This window comes from Bradyrhizobium algeriense, assembly GCF_003062295.1.
GTDB lineage: Bacteria > Pseudomonadota > Alphaproteobacteria > Rhizobiales > Xanthobacteraceae > Bradyrhizobium > Bradyrhizobium algeriense.
In genome coordinates this window covers 320,997-340,348 of sequence record NZ_PYCN01000004.1, presented here as the reverse complement: position 1 = coordinate 340,348, position 19,352 = coordinate 320,997, and the positions used below count along the sequence as shown (strand labels likewise).

Genomic DNA, 19,352 nt, shown 5'->3' with positions numbered 1-19,352 from the left:
GTCTCCTCCAGATACGCCGTCATTCCGGGATGGTGCGTTAGCACCAGACCTCAGGTGTGCAATTGCACACCGGGGAATCTCGAGATTCCGGGTTCGATGCTACGCATCGCCCCGGAATGACGGATCCTAGCTCTCACTCTTCAATATCTTGAACACGCCGCTCGCCATCGCGATACAGCGTTTGTCGACGGTCACCTCTGTCGTGATGAAAATGAGACTGCGGGTCGAGCGCACCACATGCGGCTTCGACACCAAAACCTCGCCGATCTTGCCGGCTTCGACGAAGTGCGTATCGAGCTGCACGGTTGCCAGCGTCGGCTTGCCCGAGACGAAGCGGGCGGTCATGCCGCAGGTGCGGTCGGCGAAAGTCATGATCACGCCGCCCTGCACCAGGCCGCGGCGGTTGTGATGCTTGTCCTCGGTAGCAAGTGCGTATTCGTGCGTGCCGTCGATCACGCGCTGCCATAGCGGGCCGATCAGGTGCAGGAATCCTGAGGTTTCGACGATCTTCCAGCCGTCGGATTTGAGTTTGTCCGCGGCCTTGGTTGTCATGTCGTGGTGTCCATTCCCTGCGGGTTGTCATGCGGTCCGGGTCATTTCATCTGATGCGCTTGTGTTGTAGTCAAGCGGGATGGCCCGGTCATTTGACGATACCACCCGGCGGAATATCGCAGAGCTTTGCGCGGCATTTGCACGGGTACCGTCCGGCGAGGGGGTATCCGGGCTGAAACGCGCCGCGGTGGCGATTGCGCTGACGGAAGCCGATACCGGCGGCGGGGCGACGTTTCTGCTGACCCGCCGTGCCGCGACCCTGCGTTCACACGCCGCGCAATGGGCGCTGCCGGGCGGACGCTGTGACCACGGCGAGACGCAGGCGCAGGCCGCGCTGCGTGAACTTCACGAGGAACTCGGCGTTGGCCTCGGCGAGGGCGATGTGCTCGGCCTGCTCGACGATTACCCGACGCGGTCAGGCTATCTCATTACGCCTGTGGTGGTCTGGGTGAGCACCAGCGCAGATCTCGTGCCCAACCCCGCGGAGGTCGCCTCGGTGCATCGCGTAGCCCTCGCCGATATCGAACGCAACGACGCCTTCAGCTTCACCACGATCCCCGAAAGCACGCGGCGCGTGATCCGCTTCCGCCATGCCGGTCAGCACATCCACGCGCCGACGGCGGCGCTGATCTATCAATTCGCCGAAGTGCTGGCGGGAAGAAGCACCCGCGTCGCGGAACTGGAACAGCCGGTGTTCGCGTGGAGGTAGGACTGCGCATCCATCTCACGATGTGAGACGCGATGGCCGCAATGACGATGTAAGCACCTCATTCGGAAGTCAGCTTGCGAATGCCGGTTGTTTCAGCAACGATGGCCGCGCCAATAACAAGAACAGTCCCGGGAGCGCGCTCATCATGTCCACGTGGATCAAGAGCTTTTGTGTCGTCGCCGCATTGCTCGGCCAGAGCGTAGCCATCGATTCAGCGCGAGCACAAAACTATCCCGCCCGCGCCATCACGCTCGTCATTCCATTCGCGCCCGGCGGCAGCACCTCGATCGTCGGCCGCGCCATTGCCGACAAGATCGGCGAACTGCTCGGCGAGAAGGTCGTGGTCGACAATCGTCCCGGCGCCGGCGGCACGGTCGGCACCAAGGCGGTCGCCAAAAGCGATCCCGATGGCTACACGCTGCTGCTGGGTTACACCGGCACGCTGGCGATCGGCCCCTCGCTCTACAGGAATCCCGGCTACGATCCGCGCAAGGATTTTGCGCCGATCGGCCTGATCGGCAACGCGCCGAATTCGCTGGTGGTGCATCCGTCATTCCCCGCAAAAAGCGTCGCCGAACTGGTTGCCTATGCGAAGGCCAATCCCGACAAGGTCAATTTCGGCTCGGCCGGGGCCGGTACCGCGAGCCACATCACCGGCGAATATTTTGCCCGTGCCGCCGGCATCAAGCTGGTGCACATCCCCTACAAGGGCACCGGCCCGGCGCTGACCGATCTCCTTGGCGGCCACATTCCGATGGCGTTCGCGCCGATCCCGGCCTCGCATCCCAATGTCTCCGCCGGCAAGCTGCGCGCGCTCGCAGTCACCAGCATCACCCGTTCCGGCCTGCTGCCCGACGTGCCGACGATGATCGAAGCGGGGCTGTCCGGTTTCGACGCCTCGCTCTATTACGGCCTCGTCGCGCCCGCCGGTACGGCGCGGCCGATCATCGACAAGCTCAACAAGGCGCTGCGCGACGCGCTCGCCTCCGACGAGGTGAAGAAGCAGCTTGTCAATGACGGCACCGAAATCACGCCCGGCACGCCGGAAGACTACGCCGACTTCATCGACAAGGATGAGAAGAAATGGTCGCTGCTCGTGAAGGCCAGCGGTGTCGAGCAGGAGTAGGTGGCGAGATGTGACTCTTCCCTTCCCTTCTCCCATCGAAGTCGGATGTATCCGACTTCAACCAAATTTAATGCTCAACTCGGGTAAACCCGAGTTGAGGTGGGAGAAGGAAGAAAGAGCGCCGCGGAAGTTCGGGCCGTTTCGGGGCTGACTTCACGGGCACGCTTGCTACAACGAGGCCATGCGCCTGCCATTGATTCGCATGGGTTCCGGATTTGTCGCGCTCGCGCTGTTCGCGGGCGCGCCGCCTGCTATGGCGGTCGAAGCGGACGTACTCTCTCCCTCGACCGCAGACGCGATGGCGCAAGGAGCCTCGCCGCAGGCGATCGCCGAATATCGCCGCAAGCTGAAAGAATATCAGGAAGCGCGCGCCGCGTTCGAGGAGGAGGCGGGGGCCTATTGGTCTTCGATCTCGGAGAAACGAAAGGGCCGCAACGCCAAGCGCCGGGAACGCCAGGCCATTGCGCTTGACGATTATGTGCTGACGCAGCCGCCGGTCTACAGCGGTCCGAAGCAGCCGGTTAGTCCGGAGCCGGAGGAAGAGAAGCCGCCGCGCGAGCGCAAGCCCATTCCCGTCGTCGCCGATTTTCTCAAGGCCGCCGCCGAGCAGTTCCAGTTCACGCCGCAACGACCGGCCGCCGAAGTCGACTTCAAGCGCGCCTATGCCCGCTACGCGCTGGCTGCCGGCCTGACGCGCGAGCAGGCGGTGCGGGTCTATTCGTTCGAGACCGGCGGCAACGGCAATTATGACATGCAATCGGGGCTGAATCCCTCGAAGCCAGGCTCCCGCGCGATCTCGACCGCGATCGGCTACAACCAGTTGCTCACCACCAACAGCGTCGAATTATTGGCCGAACAGGGCCACGAATTAATCAAGGAGTTGACGGCAAGGGCCGCGACGCTGTCGGGCGCGTCGCGCAAGGCAATGGATCACAAGCTTGCCGTGCTAAAAAAGATGGTGGCGTTCACGCGCACCGTGCCGGACACGTGGTCCGAGCATGAGAAGCTCGCCAATACGCCACAAGGCTGGGCCGTGCACGCCATGGTGCTCGATATCGACGTCGGGCCGATGCTGCAGACCCACAAGCTGCTGACATCGGTGATCTTCGCACGTGCCAAGGGCTACAATCGCCCGCTCTCGGCCGCCGAACTCGAAATGATGAACCTGACCGGCGACGGCACCGGCCTCGACATGGTGACCATGCCGCAGGCGATGCGCGAACGGGTGCCGACCTCGAATTTCTTCCAGCGCGGCGGTTACGAACGCAACCCTGTCGCGATCCGCCACAACACGGTGGCGAAATTGCTCGCGGTCACCGACGAGCGCATGGATTTCAACTCCGGCAAGCCCGGCGCGAAGGAATTGGCGGCAGCGTTTTAGGTTGCCTGTTCCCTTCTCCCCTTGTGGGAGAAGGTGGCTTCGCGAAGCGAAGACGGTTGAGGGGTCTCTCTCCGCGGATAGAACCCCTCATCCGGCGCTTCGCGCCACCTTCTCCCACAAGGGGAGAAGGAGGTAGAAGACGCCTCAATCCGACCCGAACATAAACTTGCCGTCGCCCTCCAGATAGGGCCCGGAGCGCATATAGAGCTGTCCGTTCTGCCCGATGAAGAACAACGTCCCCTTCGGCACCTTCTTGGCGCCTTTCAGCAGCGTGCCGGCATTGTTGGTGCCCATCTTGTAGGAGAGCGTCTTGCCGTCCTTGCCGTAGGCATAGCCCATGTCAGACTTAAGCTCCCAGGGTGTCGGCGCGGCGGCTTGCGCAAATGCGCAGGTCGAGAACCCCGCCAGGACGGCCACCGTCAAAACCGTCTTCGTTGAAATGCTCGTCATCATCCATCCTCCCCACAGCCATTCGGCCTCGTGCCCCACGTTTTGAACAAATCACGAACGGCATTGTGCCGTCAATTGGCACCTTCGACGCATCACACCTTCCTTGAGACTTTGTGATTTCCCGCGTTCGACTTCGCGACTATGTTCGCCTTTCCAGCTACAAGCATGCATTGCGAAAAACGTCTTAGGGATGGTCAGATGAAACACGTCATGAAGATCGGTCTTGGTGTTGCGTTGTCGTTCATGACGCTGGCTCAAGCGGCAGAGGCCGACAATTTCAAGCTCTCCAACAACCAGCGGATCGCCTGCAGCCGGGGATTGAGCGCGGGCAAGCTCAACACCTCGACCTGCAAATCCTATGCTTACGTGTTCAACACCAAGACGACGGAATATTTCCGCTGCCAGGTTTCGCTGGCGCTGACGCGGGACAACAAGGAAGTCATCAACGTCCAGGCCGACGGAAGCTGCGCCAAGAAGCCCCGCATCTTCGATGCCGATTCGAGCTATTCGTTCGATGCCACCGAAACCGAGCCGCCGAACACAAATTCGTTCTTCGGTCCCGGCGGCTATGCGGTATGGGCCAGCGACAACAATACGCTGAAGGTGCGTGGTTGCATCATCATCTCGTCCGGCCTCGGCTCCGACATCTCCAAATGCATCGACATGAAGTTCGATTGAGGCACGCTCATTGCGTCTTGTCGGAACTGGCTGCGAGTTGGGGGCGTGACGACCGGGCAAATTTCCGCACCGCCACCGGCTTGCCGAACAGGTAGCCCTGGACCAGATCGAACCCCATGTCGTGAGCGGCGAGGAAATCGGCGCGGGTCTCGATGCCCTGGGCGATGGCGCGGGCGCCGTTGTCCCGGGCCAGTTCGATAATGCGCCGGCATACCGTCTGCTTCAGCCGGTCGTCCGCGCAGCCGTTGATGTATTGCTGGTCGACCTTCAGCTCGACGAACGGGAAGCTCCGGAGTTCCAGGAGGGAAGGCCATTCCGCGCCGACATTGTCGATGGCGATCGCTATATTGTGCAGGCGCAGACGTCTTGCGGCGTCCACCGCCAGATCCGGCTGATCGATCACCTCGCTGCTGTTGATTTCGATTAAAAGTCCAGCGAATGCCGGGTGGGCGGGCATGGCGCGGCCCAGATCGCGCACCGCCGCGGCATTGCCGAAGAACGATACCGGCAGGTTGATCGAAAGGTCGACCGGACCCTGGCTCTCCAGCAGATAGCGCCAGTCCTCGATGGCGCGGCCGACCACGAATTCGGACAGGCTGCGAAAATGCGGATCCTTGTCGTCGGGAATGAAATAGGCCGGCGGGACCACGCCCCAGGCGGGATGCCGCATCCGCACCAGCGCCTCGGCTCCGCTGGGTACCAGCGTGCGGGTGTTGATCTTCTGCTGGTACCACAATTCGAGCCAGCCGGCCTTCAAGGCCTCGGCGACGTCGACGGCGGGGCTTGGCGCCGGCTCCGCCGGCAGCAGCGCCGCGACGCTGGCGCGCAGGCTTGCCGCGCCGAACGGCGTCTGCAGCGAGGGCAGCATGGCGATGCCGTATTCGTCGCCAATTTGCCGGACGGCCTTTACCATAATCGAGTCGGGTTGACCGATGACGAGGACCTTGCCGCCGAAATTCTTGCGGACGATTGCCTCGAGGATTTCGCCGACATTGATCCCGTCGACGCATACGCTGAGCACGATCAGGTCCGGCTGCTCCGCCTGCAATACGCCCGCCATATCGCCGGCCTGACCGCATTCGCAGGTCACGAAGCCGAGATCCTCAAGAGCGTCGGAAAGGAACAATCGCAGGTGCTTTTTGCTGTCGACGACGCAGGCCCTGGGCGTCAGCTTCCGGTGCCCGAAGTGCGCTGCGCGCGAATGCTCGCCAATATTGATTTGCTCCATGCCGCCCTCCAACAGATACCCCGGCGCCAGTGGTACATCCGCGTTGAGGTCGCAATTACGGAATTTTGCGGGAGGTCACAGGATTACTTCGGTAGGGTTAAAGCCGCCGACAAGAATAAAACTTTAGGAAGCCTTCCTGGCTCCGCGATCCGCTGCCGAGGGCCGGATAAGCCCATCCATTTCATGGGCTTCGGTGAGCTGATGCTTTGCCTGGGCAATATTTGATCAGCCCCCGCGCGTTAACGCCTGTGGTCGCTTGTCGGCGCCGCGATATCAGCGGCTTGGTATCGTCTTCCGCTTTTTCTTCGCAGGAGCAGCAATGACGCAACGCACAACTCTTCTTCCGGCAAAAAAATGACCGCGGTCTTCGACAGACCGCGGTCACTGTAACCAGTGTCCGGAGAGCGCTTCCGCGTTGTCCAGCCGGAGAGCCTAGCCGCCGATACCCTTTTCCTTGAAGTATTTCAGCGCGCCGGGATGGAACGGGATCGGCGAACGTTCCTGCACCTGGTTGTCGAGCGAAAAACTCTCGGCTTCCTTGTGCACGGCGACGATATCGGCCTTCTTCTCCACCAGCGTCTTGACGATGGCGTAGGCGTCCTCATTGCTCATCTTGTCGCCGGTGACGATCAGGTTCCAGACCTCGGTGATCGAATTATCCTTGTCGTAGCCGGGATACGAGCCTGCCTTGATCTTGCTCGGCGAATAGAGCTTGCCGTATTTGGCGTTCATCTTCTCGGCCAGGTCGCCATGGTCGATCAGCTTCATCTTGATGCCGGGAGTCGCTGCGAGATCGGTCACCGCGGCGGTCGGGATGCCGCCGACCCAGAAGAACGCGTCGATCTTGCGGTCCTTGACGGCGTTGACGGATTCCGCAACGCCGAGCCGTTCGCGCTTCAGGTCCTTGTCCTTGTCGAGGCCGGCGGCCTCGATGACGCGGAACGCCATCACTTCCGTCGCGCTGCCGGGCGACCCTGTCGAGACGCGCTTGCCCTTCAGGTCTGCCATGGTCTGGATGCCAGAGCCTTCCACCGTCACCACATGCATGCGGTTAGGATAGACCACGAGCAGCGCCTGCAATGGCAGCTTGCCGCTCTTGAACTTGTCCTCGCCCTTCAGCGCATCGAGCGCGGCGTCGGCCATCGTGAAGGCCATCTCGCTCTTGCCGGCGCCGATCAGCTTGAGATTGTCGACCGAGCCGCCGGTGACCTCGGCGGTGGCCTGCATGTTGGGAAGGTTCTTCGACAGCACGTTGGCAACGGCGCCGCCGAGCGGATAGTAGACGCCGCCGGTGCCGCCGGTTCCGATCGACATGGTCTTCTGCTGGGCGTGGGCTGCGCCCGCAAAGGCGAGACCTGCGGAAATCGTCATGGCCAGTATGGCTACGGTCTTCTTCATTCTTTTCATCCTCAATCGTTCCCTGACTAAGTAGTGAGCGCCGGTCGCGTTGGCGACCGCGTTCTGGCCTGCCACAATACCACGCCGAGACCGATGATCAGGCCCGGCACATAGGTGTAGCTGATATCGCGGCCGATGATCCATTCGACGATCGCCTCGATCAGGCTCGGGAACACCAGCAGCAATCCGGATAGCAGAAGCAGGCCGCGCTCGACCGCTGTATTTTGTCGCAGCGCCCAGTTCTGGGCAAACGCGGCCAGCGCCAGCAGGCCCAGGCTCGTCTTGATCGTGATTTCGAGAATGTCGACCCAGGATCCGCCCTTGGGGATCGACAGCAGCAGGCCGACACCCTGCGGGTCGAGCACGAACACGAACGGCACCAGGAACGCCGGCAGCGTGTATTTCCAGGATTGCAGCGTGGTCTTGTAGGGATCGCCGCCGGTAATCGCCGCCGCCGCGAACGGCGACAGCGCCGTCGGCGGCGATACCTCGGACAGCACAGCGTAATAGAAGATGAACATGTGCGCGGCGTAATCGGGCACGCCGAGCTTGATCAGCGCGGGCGCGGCGATGACCGCGCAGATGATGTAGGACGCGGTCACCGGCACGGCGAGGCCAATGATCCAGACGATCAGCGAGGTGTAGATCGCGGTCAGCAAGAGGCTGCCGCCGGCATAGGCAATGACAATCGACGAGAATTTGAGGCCGAGACCGGTCAGCGTCACGATGCCGACGACGATGCCGGCGCAGGCGCAGGTGGTCGCTGCATTGAGCGCGCCGATCGAGCCGTCGGCCAGTGCCTTCACCAGCTTGGTCGGCATCAGCGCGGTTTCCGGACGCAGGAAGCTCAGCGCGAAAGTGACGACGATGGCGTAAAACACCGACAGCGATGGCGAGTAGCCGATGATCATGAACACGACGACGGCGAGCAGCGAGATGAAGTGGAAGCCGTACCGCCTGGTCATCTGGCCGAGCGACATCTCGGGCGTGAAGGTCACGTTCTTGGCGTGGAATTTCTTGGCGTCCAGTTCGACCATGAACAGCAGCGACATGTAGTAAAGACAGGTCGGGATGGTCGCCATCCAGATCACGTCGAGATAGCTGATCTTGAGAAATTCGGCGATCAGGAACGCGGCTGCGCCCAGCACCGGCGGCGACAGGATCGCGCCCAGCCCGCCCGCGGCCAGCAAGCCACCCGCGGCGCTCTTCTCGAAGCCTGCTTTCGCCATCATCGGATAGGCCACGGTGCCGATCATGACGGTCGTGGCGACACCTGATCCGGAGGGACCGCCGAGCAGGAATGACGACAGCACAACCGTGCGGCCGGCGCTGTTGGGCTTGCCGCCCATTAGCGCCAGCGAGAAATCGATGAAGAATTTTCCTGCGCCGGATTGCTGCAGGAATGCGCCATAGATGGTGAACAGGATGATCAGCGTCGCCGATACGTCGACGGCGACGCCGAAAATGCCCTCCAGCGTAATGAAGAGGTGACCGACCAGCCGCGCCACGTCGTAGCCGCGATGGGTCCACGGCGCCGGCAGATACGGACCCAACATGGCGTAAGCGACGAACAGCAGCGACACCACGGGCATGATCGCCCCCGTCGTGCGCCGCGTCGCTTCCAGCAGCAGCACGATGAAGACGATGCCGACGATCACGTCCCAGCGGTCGGGCGCGGTGGCGCGGTCGGTGAAATCCTCGCCGCCCCACAGCGCATAGACGATGGTCGCGACCGCGACGATCCCGGGAACGATGTCCCACCAGCGCACGCGGTTGCGGAATCGCGTGGCCAGCGGAAACAGCAGGAAGCTCAGCACCAGCGTGAAGGCGACGTGGGTGTAGCGCAGTTCCTGGGTCGGAACGATGGCATAGGCCGCATAGAGGTGAAACAGGCTCATGACCACGGCAATCGTGGTCGAGATTTTCCCCGCCCAGCCCATCAGGCGGTTGGCCGCGCCTTCCTCTGCCTCGATGTAGGCTTCTGCCTTGTGCAAGGCTTCGTCGGATACCGCAACAACCTCGTCATTGGTCGGCGTTGTCTTGTCTACTGCCATGCTTTCCCCGGGGACCCCGTTAACTCCCAGACCCGGTGTCCCCCGGGTCTTTCGCGGGCGCATTCAGTCCAATTTGGGTAACCGTGGCAAGGGCCTTGTGGGCGGATGCCAGGGGCATCTTTTTAGCTTATCGGATAGGTTGACCGCAGCCCGGATGGAGCCAACGGGTCGCGCGAATGCGCGCCCGATGACAGGCTCCGCGCAATCCGGGGAAACCACCAAACAAGAATCCCGGGTTGTGCTGCGCTTCACCCGGGCTACAAGAAGATGAGAACTCGCAAGGGAGAAGAGGTCGATGGAACGGCTCAAGGGCAAGACGGCGATGGTGGTGGGGGCGGGATCGATCGGTCCCGGCTGGGGTAATGGGAAGGCGACCGCGGTCACCTTTGCGCGTGAGGGCGCGCAGGTGTTCTGCGTCGATCGCAATGCGGCGGCAGCCAAGGAAACCGTGGACATCATTACGGGCGAGGGCGGCAAGGCGGCGGCTTTCACCGCCGACGTCTCGCGTGAAGCCGAGGTCGAGGCGATGGTGGCGGCGTGCCGCAAGACCTATGGCCGCATCGACGTGCTCGACAACAATGTCGGCATCGCCGAAATGGGAAATGTCGTCGAGGTGAACGAGGCGAGCTGGGATCACGTCTTCGCCGTCAATCTCAAGAGCGCCTATTTCGCCATGAAGCACGTCATTCCCGTGATGCAGAAACAAGGCGGTGGCTCGATCATCAACATCTCGTCGATCGCCTCCATCCGCCATCTCGGAATTTCCTATGTCACCTATGGCGCCTCGAAGGCGGCGATGAACCAGATGACGAAGACCACCGCCGTGCAGTTCGCGAGCGATCACGTCCGGGTGAACTGCATCCTGCCGGGCCTGATGAAGACGCCGATGGTCGAGCACTCCGCGGGGCTGGCAGCCAGCTATTCGGCCGGCGATGTCGAGGCGATGTGGCGGGCGCGCGACGCGCAGGTGCCGATGGGGCACATGGGAGATGCCTGGGACGTCGCCAATGCCGCGCTGTTTTTGGCCTCCGATGAATCGAAATACGTCACCGGGATCGAGTTGATCGTCGATGGCGGGATCACGAGCAAGTCGGGTGCGTGACGCGCTATTGCCGCGTTATGCCTGTGCGCTCAATTCGGCGCGGTCGAGCTCTTCTTCCACCTGGTGGAAGGCGTCGTCGCCGATCTCCTCGAACTGACGCATCCTCAGCAGCGCCACTCGTGCCGCGCCGATGGCGCGGCGGCGCAGCGGATCGGCCGGCAGCTCGCTGGTCGCGATGCCGAGTTCGGGTTCGGTTTCGGCACGCAGCAGCACGGCGCGGTATTCCAGCCGCAGGATTTCGGCCTCCTCGGACGGATCGGACTCGATCGCCTCGAGCGCGGCGCGATAGGCGATGCAGCGGGCTTGAGCGGCCTCGCGCGCGACCGGGTCGTCCCCCTCGAACTTCAGCGCGAGGATCACCGGCCGCAGCGTGAGGCCCTGGATCACGAGCGTCCCCAGCACCACGGCAAAGGCCGTCAGCAGGATGAGATCGCGATACGGGAAGCTCTCCGGCAGCGCGAAGGCGGCCGCCAGCGTAACGATGCCGCGCATCCCGCACCAGGATACGATGATGCCGCGTTCCACCGTCGGTACCGCGGGAGACACATGGGAAGGAAGCAGGCCGTGCGCGTTCAAGGCGCGCAGCAATGCGCCATATGGCATCACCCAGGCGATGCGGGCGAGGATCACGACGGCGAGGATCGCGGCGGCAAAGCTGCAGTACTTGAACCGCACCTCGTCGTCGAGCCCGGACCAGATCGGATTGAGCTGCATGCCGATCAGAATGAACGCCAGCACGTTGAGCACGAACACGACGGTTTCCCACACCGCATAGGAGGCCACGCGCAGCCGCGCCGGGGTACGCTCGGGCGCGGTGCGGGCGATCGTGATCGCATAGGCGACGATGGTGAGAATGCCGGACAGCCCGATATGCTCGGCGACGATCCACACCATGAATGTGCCGGCGAATTGGGTGATGATTGCGCTCGGCGCCTCGGTGATGCGGCGCGTGATCTTCGTCCAGACCCTCGCGAACAGGAAGCCGGCAATGAGGCTCCCGAACAGCGCCAGCGCAACGGACGGCACGAACTCGTGCACCTTCATGTGCTCGGCGGCAACCAGGCCGACCGCGACGCGGTAGATCAGGAGCGCGCTGGCATCGTTGAGCAGGCTTTCGCCCTCGAGGATCTTCTGGATGCGGTAAGGCAGGTTGACCTGGCGCAGGATCGCAGTGGCCGCCGCGGCGTCGGGCGGTGCCACGATGGCGCCGAGCGCGATCGCGACCGCCCATGGCATGTCCGGGCGAAGCCAGTGCGCGACGACAGCGACGGCGGCGGTCGTGACCCCAACAGCGACCAGCACCAGTGTCGATACCGGCAGCCAGTTGTTGCGGAGGTCGCGCAGCGAGGTGTCGAAAGCCGCATCCAGCAATACCGGCGCCACGAACAGCGCCAGCGCCAGATCGGGCTCCAGCGTCCACTTTGGACCTGACGGCGCGAAGGCCAGCAACATGCCGCCGATCGCAAGAAATGTCGGATAGGGCACCTTGAGCCGCCGCGCCAGCGCGGACAGCAGCACCGCGCCAAGCAGCAGCCCGATAATCCATTCGAATGCTAGCAAATCTGGGATTCCCGCCTGCCGAGATCGATGTCGCCATCAATCTAGCATAAAAGCCGGCGGGTCTTCCTGATTGGAAGAATCGGACAGTCGCCCAATTCGGCTACTGCGCCATCGCCAAAATGCCGCCCGCGAAGGAATGCCAGAGCGGCGTAGCACTGATCGGCCAGTTCAGGAGCTTGACGGCGATCAGCGCGAGGCCGCCGTAGACATAGACCGGATGCGGCCGGCCGCGCGTGCGCCAGTCGTGGACGGTGGCGGCCACCAGCAGGAGATAGGCGACGAAGGCGGGCGGGATGGTCACCGGCACCGGCGGCGGGCCGAGCGGGCCGGGAGGCGCCAGGAAGGTTAGAAACCAGCGCGCGACCGCGGCGTCGAGCAGCGAGATGCTGGCCAGCAGCATCAGCCGCTTGTGCGTTTCCGGCCGTCGGATGGCTGAAATCGCCAGCGCAAAGACGACCGCAAAGAACAGAATTCCGCTTAGCGGAACAATCGCGAACGCGATTCCCTCGTCGGTCAGTCCGGCCGCCGCCGAGCGCTTCATCGCGTTGACCGCGACCAGGAAGCCGAAGATAGTCATCGCGGTGGCCAGCGAGACGCCGATCATGCCGATGGCGCGGTGTCGGGCGATTTTGCCCGACGCAGCCAGCCAGCTCTGGAATGCGAAATAGAGCGACCAAGCGAAAAACAGCAGCCCGTGACAATGCACGACCGGGGAGGCCGAGAACGAGCGCTTCGCCAGCGGCAGCCAGTAGGTCGGTGCGAAGCCGAGAAAAGCGACGGCCATGCAGGCCAGCGCCATGTAGAAAAAGAAGTAACCTGATTGGGATTGCGCGATGGCGCGCGGCGGATTGAAGTCGGTCAATGTGGTCATGGTTGTTGAGTCCGCTAGAACTGCAAAAGGTTCACAGCAGATTTTCTCACGGATTGTATTCTTCCGTCTGTGAAGAGAATTACGTTTCCCGCGGGTCACGTTTCTGCCAAAATCTGTTCTTGTGCGAACGGGAAATTTGCAGGTTGCTTGTCGAAAACGCAGGTCGCTTGCTAGGATCGCGCCGCAATCGACAGCGCTTTCCGGATCAATTGGTGCGAGGCTATCCCGATATCCGCAACCTGGTCGCGGCCTCTCTGCTGTGGGTTGTGTTTGCACATGATGCGTGGGCGACCGGCGCCGAGCCTGTCAAGGATCTGAAGATCGACCCGGCGCCGTGCCTTGCTGCTGCCCATGCAAAGGACGACGACAAGACGCTCAGCACGTGCGGCGCGCTGATCGACAATGCAAAGACCGAAAAGGCCGACCGCATCAAGGCGCTGATTGCGCGCGCCTCCGCCTATGAACGCAAGGATATGATCGACCGCGCGATCGCCGACTATGACGGCGTGTTGCGGCTCGATCCCGGATACGCCGATGCTCACAATGCGCGCGGTGAACTCTGGCGTAAGAAAGGTGATCTGCCCAAGGCGGTGGCCGATTTTGCCGCGGCGATCAAGCTGAATCCGGATCACGTCGTCGCAAGGGCCAACCACCGGGCGCTAGCGCAGGAGGCGGAGCGACAGGGCGTGCTGAAGGCGATCGCCGGCAAGCCGAGCTTCAACTGCGCAACTGCCCGCCGCAAGGTGGAGAAGGCGATCTGCGCCAATCCCGAACTCGCCGATCTCGATCGCGAAGTCCACGCGGCCTATGTCAAGGCGGCCGCCGCAAAGATGACCCCGCAGCAAGCGCGCACGCTGCGGCGGGAGCAGCAGGAATACCTTGCCCGGCGCGATGCGGAATACGGCCGCCGGCCCGACTACGATCTGAAAAAGGCGATGCGCGACCGCCTGCAAAAGATCAACGGGATCGTCGGCTACTAGGCTACAACATGAACAGTCCGAGGCCTTCGACAACTTCCCGCTTCGTTGTCTCGGTCCGGCTCCGCGCCTTTTCCGTACCGCGGCGAATCACGTCGAGCACATAAGCCGGATCTTTGGCCAGTTGCGTCCTTCGTTCTCGCGTCGGCCCAATCAGCGCCTGCAAGATGTCTTCGAGGCGGCGCTTGATCTTGCTGTCGCCTATTCCTCCCCGCCGATACTGTGCCTTCAGCTCTTCCAGCGTGGTGCGGTCCTCGTCGAAAGCATCCAAATAGGTGAATACGACATTGCCTTCCACTCGCCCGGGATCTTCGACCCGCAGATGATTCGGGTCGGTGAACATCGCCTTCACTGCCGCCGCGATCTCGTCCGGCGAGGCCGAAAGGACGATGGCATTGCCGCCGGATTTCGACATTTTCGCTTTCCCGTCCACGCCCGGCAGCCGCCCCGCCTGCGGAATGACGGCCTGCGCTTCCGGCAGGACTGCCCGTCCGGCCGTGGTGTTGATACGGCGCACGATCTCGTTGGTTTGTTCGATCAGCGGCGCCTGATCCTCACCCACCGGTACTACAGTTGCCTTGAACGCGGTAATGTCCGCCGCCTGCGCCGCAGGATAGCACAGGAAGCCTGCCGGGATGTCGCGTCCGAAGCCGCGGCCGCGGATCTCGTCCTTGATCGTGGGGTTGCGTTCCAATCTGGCGACGGTCACGAAGTTCAAATAGAGCATCGACAGCTCGGCCAGCGCGGGCAGGTGGGATTGCAGGCAGATCGTGGACTTGTCTGGGTCGATCCCGACGGCAAGATAGTCGAGCGCCACCTCCATCACACTGAGCCGCACTTTGTCGGGGGTGTGAGCATTGTCGGTCAAGGCTTGCGTATCAGCCAGGAGGAGAAACTGCTCGTGGGTGTCCTGAAATCGCAGACGGTTGAGCAACGATCCGGCATAGTGGCCAATGTGCAGCGGGCCCGTGGTGCGGTCGCCTGTCAGAATAACGGGTCTGGTCATAAGGTGTCCTCGTGAGATGAGGGGACCACCGCATGGGGGATCATCAAAACAAAAGGCCGCCCTTGCGGCGGCCCCAGATGCATGAAACGTCCGGCCGCCCTGTCAGCAGGCCAGCCACCAAAGTTTGACAATGATCATCGTGCGTTTCATGGAAATCTCCCTAGGCTATGCACGGACACAGGTCAACACGTAGCACCGCGTGATCGCGAATGCGGAAGCCGACAGCCGTCGCGCGGCGCTGGCGCTGACGCGGCAGCAGCGCGATTTTCTCGAGAAGCGCAACGCCTCGTTCGGCCGCCGCGGCTACGACCTCCGTCAGGCCACGGAAGACCGGCTGGAGAAGCTCAACACGATCGTCCGGCAATAGGACCTAACTGAACAGCCAAGCTATTCTCGGCTTGATCTGGCGCAACTTCCCGTGACAATGCCTGGAATAAATGCTTGCCCTGCCGTCATGGCCGGGCTTGTCCCGGCCATCCACGTCTTGCTTTCTTCGAAGAGAGGACGTGGATGCCCGGGACAAGCCCGGGCATGACGGCGTAGGGGTGACCGGGAGAGGCGCCATGAACATCCAGAACAACAGCCGCTATCACGAGGTCCATGCCCGCTCGCTCAGCGACCCCGAGGGCTTTTGGGCCGAGGCGGCGCGCGAGATCGACTGGATCGAGCCGGCCAAAAAGATCTTCGATCCCTCGATGGGGACTTACGGCCGCTGGTTCGCCGGAGGGGTGGTCAACACCTGCTACAACGCGCTTGACCGCCATGTCGCGGGCGGACGCGCCGATCAGGTGGCGCTGATCCACGATTCGCCGCTCACCAACACCATCTCGAAATTCACCTATGCCGAGATGCTGAGGGAGGTGCAGACGCTCGCCGCCGTGATGCAGAACCTTGGAGTCACAAAAGGCGATCGCGTTATCATCTATATGCCGCTTGTGCCGGAAGCGGTGTTTGCGATGCTGGCTTGTGCGCGGATCGGAGCGGTACATTCGGTTGTGTTTGGCGGCTTCGCGGCGAAAGAGCTCGCCAGCCGTATAGACGATGCCAAGCCAAAACTGATTTTTTCGGCAAGCTGCGGCATCGAGCCCGGCCGCATCGTGCAGTACAAGCCGCTGCTCGACGAGGCGATCAGGCTTTCCAGCGTCAAGCCCGAGAGCTGCATCATCCTGCAGCGGCCGCAGCAGGCTTGCGAACTCACAGCCGGCCGCGATCACGACTGGGCAGCGTTGCGCGGCGCCGCGCTCGCTGCGGGCAAAGCCGCGCCGTGCACGCCGGTGCTGGCGACCGATCCGCTCTACATTCTCTACACGTCGGGCACCACGGGAATCCCGAAAGGCGTCGTGCGCGACAATGGCGGGCATCTGGTCGCGCTGAAGTGGTCGATGTTCAACCTCTACGGCGTCAAGCCCGGCGAAGTCTGGTGGTGCGGCTCCGACATCGGCTGGGTGGTCGGCCACAGCTACATCGTCTATGGTCCGCTGATTCATGGCGCCACGTCCATCATGTATGAGGGCAAGCCGATCGGCACGCCGGATGCCGGTGCATTCTGGCGCGTGATCTCGGAACACAAGGCGGTCGCGCTGTTCACCGCGCCGACCGCCTTTCGCGCCATCCGCAAGGAGGACCCGGACGGCGCGTTCATCCGCAAATACGATCTGTCGAAATTCCGCACGCTGTTCCTGGCCGGCGAGCGCGCCGATCCGCCGACGGTGGAATGGGCGGAAGCGCAGTTGAAGGTGCCGGTCATCGATCACTGGTGGCAGACCGAAACCGGCTGGTGCATCGCCGGCAATCCGGTGGGGCTCGGTATGCTGCCGGTCAAGCACGGCTCGCCGACGGTGCCGATGCCGGGCTATCAGGTCGACGTCGTCGACGAGGCATCCAGGCCGGTGCCCGCGGGCACCATGGGCTCAATCGTGATCAAGCTGCCGATGCCGCCGGCCTGCCTGCCGACGCTGTGGGAGCAGGATGCGCGTTTCAGGGAAGCCTACCTCACGGAGTTTCCCGGCTACTACAAGACCTCGGACGCCGGCTACAAGGATGACGACGGCTATGTCTGGGTGATGGGCCGCACCGACGACATCATCAATGTCGCCGGCCACCGGCTCTCCACCGGCGGCATGGAGGAAATCCTGGCCTCGCATCCCGACGTCGCCGAATGCGCCGTGCTCGGCATCAAGGACGCGATCAAGGGCGAAGTGCCCTGCGGCTTCCTGGTGCTGAAGGCCGGCGTGACGCGCGCGCCCGCCGAGATCGAAAGGGAGATCGTGGCGCTGGTGCGCGACAAGCTCGGGCCCGTCGCAGCCTTCAAGCTCGCGATCACGGTTGGGCGATTGCCGAAGACGCGCTCGGGAAAAATCCTGCGCGGCACCATCAAGAAGATCGCCGACGGCGAGAGCTGGACCATGCCGGCCACCATCGAGGATCCCAAGGTGCTCGACGAAATCGGCGACGCGCTGAAGGGCAGGGTGTAGGGTTTCGGGGTCAAGCCAATCGCTTGAACCCGGCCATGAACGGCCTGGCGCACGTGCGACTAGCCCAACAGTTCTTCAGTGACTTCGTCGGAGAACCGCTTTCTGATTCCTGCAATGAGGACACATTCGGGATCATCCGGGACTACCGTTGCGTGCGGCATGCCGTGATCAAGCAGGGCGCGCGCGCAACCAACCCAGTCTCCGCCTTCGACCGGCTCGTTAAGGGATGCCCACCCGAGTGTGCCGCTGGCGTTGTCGCCATAGCCGTGCTGTTCCGTCCAGCTCGCACCGTGTTCGAGCAGGAAGCGCGTCAGTCCGGCATTGCCGCTGAACACTGCGAGATTGAGGGCAGAGGCGTCCCAGTCGCCGCCGCGCACCGCAATCGGCCAGCCCAGCCTGACCATCAGCCTGACGGCGTCGTCGGCGCCTGCTGCTGTCATATCAGGCAGCAATCGCAATTGTGCCGGCGACAGCGAGGCCGGCAGGTCGGGCCGCAGTGCCCCGATCGTCCGCGCCTCGGCCTCATCGCCACGCGCGCATGCGGCGACGAAACGCTCCTCCTCCGAGATTTCAGGGACGTCGATCCGCGCGCGCAGCAGGGCCGCAATTTCTGTGAGACCGAACCGCAGCGCCAGCCGGTACGGGTTGACGCCATCCGGAGCAGCTCGCGACGGATCGGCACCCGCGGCCAGCAGGGCATCCGCATGACGGGGCCGCCGGCGATAGATCGCCCACAAGAGCGGCGAACCCCAATCGGTCAGCGGCGCATTTTGCGCGGGCTCGTTCGGGTCGCCGCCCTGTTGCAGCAACAGTTTCAGCGCGGTGTCGTCGTCGAGATCGATCGAACGGTAGATCGCATTGCTCTCTGAGATCCGCGCGCCATGCTCCAACAACAGGCGCGTGCACGCCGGGTTCTCCAAGGAATGATAGAGCGATTCGCCGTCGTTGGGGTCCGCACCGGCTTCGAGCAATAGTTTGGTCAATACCGGGTCGTGGTTGCTACCCGCGGCGCCGTAGAGCGTCGAGAGTGGACAGCGCTGATCCGGCTCGCTCAGGGATCCCGGCGGCCAGCGGCTGTAGATGTGCTGGTTGACGTCCGCGCCTGCCGCGATGAGCAGCTGCACGCTGCGATGCAGGCGCTCGCGAAATTCCTCCACGCGTAGCAGGCTCGAATACGCGGCCGCCAAAAGCGGCGGCAATCGCAACGGGCCACCTGATCGGTTGACCCATGCCGGATCGGCCTGCGTCGCGTGCTGCAACGCGCGTTCGTCGCCGATCGCGCAGGCAAGATAAGGGTCGCCTGCGACGAGGTCGGGATCATCGGCCAGAATCCGTAAAGCCACGCGCGGGTTTGCGCGGTTGGCCGTGCCGCTGACGTCGCCGGAATAAATGAGCTGAGCCCAGTGCAGGACGCGAACGGCGCGCTCTTTCTGCGCGACCGCCTGCACCTCAACGTAACGCTTCAAGTCGGGCCAGGATGCAAAACCGTGCTCGCGCGCGATGCATGATTGCGCATCGTGCAGGCGCAATCCCCGGAACGAAAGGTCTTCATCGCTGAGGCCCGCCGTTGCTGGCAGCGCGTGCCGAAACCGCGCCATCGCCGCCGCATCGCGGCTTCGATAGCGGCGGATCAATTCCTTGGCTTGTTTCTTCAGATGATCGAGGTTCAATCGATCGGGAGACCGGTTCATCAAACACCTCCGTGCATGACATCGCCGACGGCCCGCAATACCGGCTGCACAAAGGCTCTAGATGTTGCTCGAAAGCTGCAAGTGGGTTCAACCCT

At 63.0% G+C, this 19,352-nt stretch carries 17 protein-coding genes; 8 read left to right on the top strand and 9 right to left on the bottom strand.

What is annotated here, in order from left to right:
• Nucleotides 1-126: 126 nt before the first annotated feature.
• A complete protein-coding gene (locus C7G61_RS12590; RefSeq protein WP_108514397.1) occupies nt 127-552 on the bottom strand; it encodes a PaaI family thioesterase in 426 nt (141 codons plus the stop codon).
• Nucleotides 553-631: 79 nt separating this feature from the next.
• Here C7G61_RS12590 and C7G61_RS12585 point away from each other — a divergent pair, with 79 nt between their 5' ends.
• The 3 genes from C7G61_RS12585 to C7G61_RS12575 all read left to right on the top strand — a co-directional run bounded on the left by C7G61_RS12585 (nt 632) and on the right by C7G61_RS12575 (nt 3,768).
• Nucleotides 632-1,261 carry an NUDIX hydrolase gene (locus tag C7G61_RS12585; RefSeq protein WP_108514396.1) on the top strand — a complete coding sequence of 210 codons (630 nt, stop codon included), beginning with the start codon at nt 632-634 and terminating at the stop codon, nt 1,259-1,261.
• 145 nt (nt 1,262-1,406) lie between these two features.
• On the top strand, nt 1,407-2,387 hold the full coding sequence (locus C7G61_RS12580; RefSeq protein WP_145963600.1) for a Bug family tripartite tricarboxylate transporter substrate binding protein: 981 nt from the start codon (nt 1,407-1,409) through the stop codon (nt 2,385-2,387).
• A gap of 181 nt (nt 2,388-2,568) precedes the next feature.
• On the top strand, nt 2,569-3,768 hold the full coding sequence (locus C7G61_RS12575; RefSeq protein WP_108514394.1) for a hypothetical protein: 1,200 nt from the start codon (nt 2,569-2,571) through the stop codon (nt 3,766-3,768).
• A gap of 144 nt (nt 3,769-3,912) precedes the next feature.
• On the opposite strand, the gene C7G61_RS12570 is transcribed toward C7G61_RS12575, so the two are convergent.
• Nucleotides 3,913-4,218 (bottom strand): hypothetical protein, encoded by a 306-nt coding sequence (locus C7G61_RS12570; protein WP_108514496.1) that lies wholly within the window; start codon nt 4,216-4,218, stop codon nt 3,913-3,915.
• Nucleotides 4,219-4,416: 198 nt separating this feature from the next.
• On the opposite strand from C7G61_RS12570, the gene C7G61_RS12565 reads away from it, so the two are divergent.
• Nucleotides 4,417-4,896 (top strand): hypothetical protein, encoded by a 480-nt coding sequence (locus tag C7G61_RS12565; protein WP_108514393.1) that lies wholly within the window; start codon nt 4,417-4,419, stop codon nt 4,894-4,896.
• A gap of 7 nt (nt 4,897-4,903) precedes the next feature.
• On the opposite strand, the gene C7G61_RS12560 is transcribed toward C7G61_RS12565, so the two are convergent.
• From C7G61_RS12560 to C7G61_RS12550, 3 genes are all read right to left on the bottom strand, one after another.
• A complete protein-coding gene (locus tag C7G61_RS12560; protein WP_108514392.1) occupies nt 4,904-6,124 on the bottom strand; it encodes an EAL domain-containing response regulator in 1,221 nt (406 codons plus the stop codon).
• 432 nt (nt 6,125-6,556) lie between these two features.
• Entirely contained in the window at nt 6,557-7,522 is a 966-nt protein-coding gene (locus C7G61_RS12555) for a TAXI family TRAP transporter solute-binding subunit (RefSeq protein ID WP_244608267.1), read from the bottom strand.
• A gap of 26 nt (nt 7,523-7,548) precedes the next feature.
• On the bottom strand, nt 7,549-9,576 hold the full coding sequence (locus C7G61_RS12550; protein WP_108514390.1) for a TRAP transporter permease: 2,028 nt from the start codon (nt 9,574-9,576) through the stop codon (nt 7,549-7,551).
• Between the two features lie 295 nt (nt 9,577-9,871).
• Between C7G61_RS12550 and C7G61_RS12545 the strand changes: the two genes are divergently transcribed.
• Nucleotides 9,872-10,678: an SDR family NAD(P)-dependent oxidoreductase gene (locus C7G61_RS12545; RefSeq protein WP_108514389.1), complete on the top strand. Its 807-nt coding sequence runs from the start codon at nt 9,872-9,874 to the stop codon at nt 10,676-10,678.
• A 15-nt stretch (nt 10,679-10,693) separates the two neighbouring features.
• On the opposite strand, the gene C7G61_RS12540 is transcribed toward C7G61_RS12545, so the two are convergent.
• Nucleotides 10,694-12,238 carry a cation:proton antiporter gene (locus C7G61_RS12540; RefSeq protein WP_108514388.1) on the bottom strand — a complete coding sequence of 515 codons (1,545 nt, stop codon included), beginning with the start codon at nt 12,236-12,238 and terminating at the stop codon, nt 10,694-10,696.
• 100 nt (nt 12,239-12,338) lie between these two features.
• Nucleotides 12,339-13,109, bottom strand: coding sequence for a hypothetical protein (locus C7G61_RS12535; protein ID WP_108514387.1), 771 nt, complete (start codon nt 13,107-13,109; stop codon nt 12,339-12,341).
• 212 nt (nt 13,110-13,321) lie between these two features.
• Here C7G61_RS12535 and C7G61_RS12530 point away from each other — a divergent pair, with 212 nt between their 5' ends.
• Complete coding sequence (locus tag C7G61_RS12530; protein ID WP_244608266.1) at nt 13,322-14,089, top strand: tetratricopeptide repeat protein; 768 nt, start codon at nt 13,322-13,324, stop codon at nt 14,087-14,089.
• Between the two features lies 1 nt (nt 14,090).
• On the opposite strand, the gene trpS is transcribed toward C7G61_RS12530, so the two are convergent.
• Nucleotides 14,091-15,092, bottom strand: coding sequence for a tryptophan--tRNA ligase (gene trpS / locus C7G61_RS12525; protein ID WP_108514386.1), 1,002 nt, complete (start codon nt 15,090-15,092; stop codon nt 14,091-14,093).
• A 199-nt stretch (nt 15,093-15,291) separates the two neighbouring features.
• On the opposite strand from trpS, the gene C7G61_RS44580 reads away from it, so the two are divergent.
• Together C7G61_RS44580 and C7G61_RS12520 are read left to right on the top strand one after the other, a co-directional pair.
• On the top strand, nt 15,292-15,459 hold the full coding sequence (locus C7G61_RS44580; protein ID WP_190241779.1) for a hypothetical protein: 168 nt from the start codon (nt 15,292-15,294) through the stop codon (nt 15,457-15,459).
• A gap of 196 nt (nt 15,460-15,655) precedes the next feature.
• Nucleotides 15,656-17,566, top strand: a complete 1,911-nt coding sequence (locus C7G61_RS12520) for a propionyl-CoA synthetase (RefSeq protein WP_108514385.1) — start codon at nt 15,656-15,658, stop codon at nt 17,564-17,566.
• A gap of 59 nt (nt 17,567-17,625) precedes the next feature.
• Here C7G61_RS12520 and C7G61_RS12515 read toward each other — a convergent pair whose 3' ends face one another.
• On the bottom strand, nt 17,626-19,257 hold the full coding sequence (locus C7G61_RS12515) for an ankyrin repeat domain-containing protein (RefSeq protein WP_108514384.1): 1,632 nt from the start codon (nt 19,255-19,257) through the stop codon (nt 17,626-17,628).
• Nucleotides 19,258-19,352: the final 95 nt, after the last annotated feature.